The sequence below is a fragment of the Stappia albiluteola genome (assembly GCF_014050225.1).
Taxonomy (GTDB): Bacteria; Pseudomonadota; Alphaproteobacteria; order Rhizobiales; family Stappiaceae; genus Hongsoonwoonella; species Hongsoonwoonella albiluteola.
Genome location: NZ_JACFXV010000036.1, coordinates 1 through 2,817 on the forward strand (window position 1 = coordinate 1; position 2,817 = coordinate 2,817).

General features: G+C 52.1%; 1 protein-coding gene and 2 pseudogenes. 1 reads left to right on the top strand and 2 read right to left on the bottom strand.

All coding sequences use genetic code 11. The features are described from left to right. The first annotated feature begins 71 nt into the window (after positions 1 to 71). A pseudogene (locus H2509_RS21320) lies at positions 72 to 872 on the top strand (IS5 family transposase). Between the two features lie 52 nt (positions 873 to 924). On the opposite strand, the gene H2509_RS03270 reads toward H2509_RS21320, so the two are convergent. Further along, a complete protein-coding gene (locus tag H2509_RS03270; RefSeq protein ID WP_182162267.1) occupies positions 925 to 1,680 on the bottom strand; it encodes an FkbM family methyltransferase in 756 nt (251 codons plus the stop codon). Positions 1,681 to 1,945: 265 nt separating this feature from the next. Next, positions 1,946 to 2,746 (bottom strand): annotated as a pseudogene (locus H2509_RS21325) (IS5 family transposase). Between the last annotated feature and the right edge of the window lie 71 nt (positions 2,747 to 2,817).

Below are 2,817 nucleotides of genomic sequence, written 5' to 3' on the forward strand. Positions count from 1 at the left end.
AGGACCTGTTGACAAAAGGGATTTCCAAATCAGGCGGGTTCTGATTCAAGACTGCTTTTCAGGAGGCATTCTTGGCCAGAGTAGAGTTTCGCGGCGATCTTACGGACATGGAATGTGCCGTCATCGAACCGCTTCTGCCGTCCGAGCGCGGACGGTGGGCGCGACCTGCCCAGGACAACCGGCGTTATCTCAACGGCATGCTGCATGTGTTGCGGGTGGGCTGCCCGTGGCGCGACATGCATGAACGATACGGCAAATGGAATTCGATCTATGTTCGCTTCCGGCGGTGGGCGGAACAAGGCGTGTGGGATGCTCTTTTGGAAACGCTTGTCGAGATGGGGCTGACGGACGATTGGCAGCACATGGTCGATAGCACATCCGTCCGGGGCCATTCGCAGACAGCCGGCGCAGTCCGCAGGACGGGACTCATAAGGAGGGCTTTAGTCGAAGCCGCGGCGGCTTTGCGAGCAAGATCCACGCCCGATCAGACGGTCAGGGACGCCCTCTTGATATCGTCCTGACCGGCGGAGGGGCCTTCCGGCCACAACGCCTTCAAGTCCCTGTTGGAGATGCCGGTTGGCGGACCGCGCCTGATGCTGGCCGACAAGGGGTATGACGGCGACACCATCCGCGAAGCGCTACTTCCTCAGGGTATCCTGCCGGTCATCCCGCCCAGGTCGAACCACCTGGCGCCTGCGAAATGCGACGATCGCGCCCACAAGGACCGCAACCGCATCGAGCGCATGTTCAATCGGCTCAAACAGCTCCGCCGCATCGCCACCCGCTACGACAAAACCGCCAGATCCTTCCTCGGCTTCCTATGCCTCGCCGCCGCAAGGCTCTGGTTGCCTTCTTTTGTCAATTGGCCATAGCGCCTCCAGCCAATATAGATAAAGCGCTATCATCCACGCATCATATGCGCCATTATCTAACCCTCTCCAAATTCAAAGCCGTTCCAGAAAAAATAAAATCGTACTCAATGCCGAATAAATTATGTTGAGCGATATAATTTTCCCCTAATTTTGTTAGTTTGTAGCCGATCTTTTCGAGAAACAATTTTGTATCTCTAGCTTTTTCCTGATACCAAACAATGTGATCCCAGACTTCAAATAGTATTGGCGGGTAATTGTTCTTTTCAAGTGTTTCTATAGCACCCTGAAAGAATTCTAGCTCATACCCCTCAACATCCACCTTGATAAATCCGATTTTTTCCTCAATAAAGATGCTATCCAAACGTTTTATTTCGACCGTATAATTATAGCCAGTGTATTCATTTCTAGATTTAAAACCAGGTTTAGTTTCCCTCGACATTCTAATATCATTATCAATTGAGAATCCGCCTATATTTACGCTAGTGGCAAGGTTTAACTCTGGAATTTTTATGTAGCCATCCGTTGCCCCGAGTGCGACATTGTACGTAAAAACATTTGCACAACGATTCAGAAAGACATTTGCGCACAATTGTTGGAAAATAATTCTTTGCGGCTCAAAGCAATAAACCTTCCCATTGATAGAATTCACATGCATCGCTAAAGGAACAGCAAAACTACCTATATTAGACCCACAATCAATTAACGCTCGACCTTCATCAATCAGGTATCTCTTTGCAATTTCTTGCTCCACATACGCGAATGCACCCTTTATTTTTAAAGTATTTTGTATTGAGTCTTTGTTATTCATAATAAGATACCGGATATTATTTCGAGATATTATATCTATTTCCGGTAGCATTACTTACCCCATCCACTTCTTGTATGAGTTTCGCATCGTGTCTGAAGACTGCCCCTCTCAAACTGTTCCGCAACTTTTTCCCGGACGCCCAAATCGCTACGCTCCACTTAGTGATAAATTCGCTTCATATTCTATTCGCTAAGATAACCTACTAGCAATAGCACGCGGATATATCCTCATGTTTTAGGCTGCCATCGCATTGCAAAATTCGAAGCTATGGCCAATTGACAAAAGAAGGCAACCAGAGCCTTGCGGCGGCGAGGCATAGGAAGCCGAGGAAGGATCTGGCGGTTTTGTCGTAGCGGGTGGCGATGCGGCGGAGCTGTTTGAGCCGATTGAACATGCGCTCGATGCGGTTGCGGTCCTTGTGGGCGCGATCGTCGCATTTCGCAGGCGCCAGGTGGTTCGACCTGGGCGGGATGACCGGCAGGATACCCTGAGGAAGTAGCGCTTCGCGGATGGTGTCGCCGTCATACCCCTTGTCGGCCAGCATCAGGCGCGGTCCGCCAACCGGCATCTCCAACAGGGACTTGAAGGCGTTGTGGCCGGAAGGCCCCTCCGCCGGTCAGGACGATATCAAGAGGGCGTCCCTGACCGTCTGATCGGGCGTGGATCTTGCTCGCAAAGCCGCCGCGGCTTCGACTAAAGCCCTCCTTATGAGTCCCGTCCTGCGGACTGCGCCGGCTGTCTGCGAATGGCCCCGGACGGATGTGCTATCGACCATGTGCTGCCAATCGTCCGTCAGCCCCATCTCGACAAGCGTTTCCAAAAGAGCATCCCACACGCCTTGTTCCGCCCACCGCCGGAAGCGAACATAGATCGAATTCCATTTGCCGTATCGTTCATGCATGTCGCGCCACGGGCAGCCCACCCGCAACACATGCAGCATGCCGTTGAGATAACGCCGGTTGTCCTGGGCAGGTCGCGCCCACCGTCCGCGCTCGGACGGCAGAAGCGGTTCGATGACGGCACATTCCATGTCCGTAAGATCGCCGCGAAACTCTACTCTGGCCAAGAATGCCTCCTGAAAAGCAGTCTTGAATCAGAACCCGCCTGATTTGGAAATCCCTTTTGTCAACAGGTCCT

Coding starts and splice junctions, on each gene's coding strand:
- H2509_RS03270 (WP_182162267.1), bottom strand. CDS start 1,680: ATGAATAACAAAGACTCAATACAAAATACTTTAAAAATAAAGGGTGCA.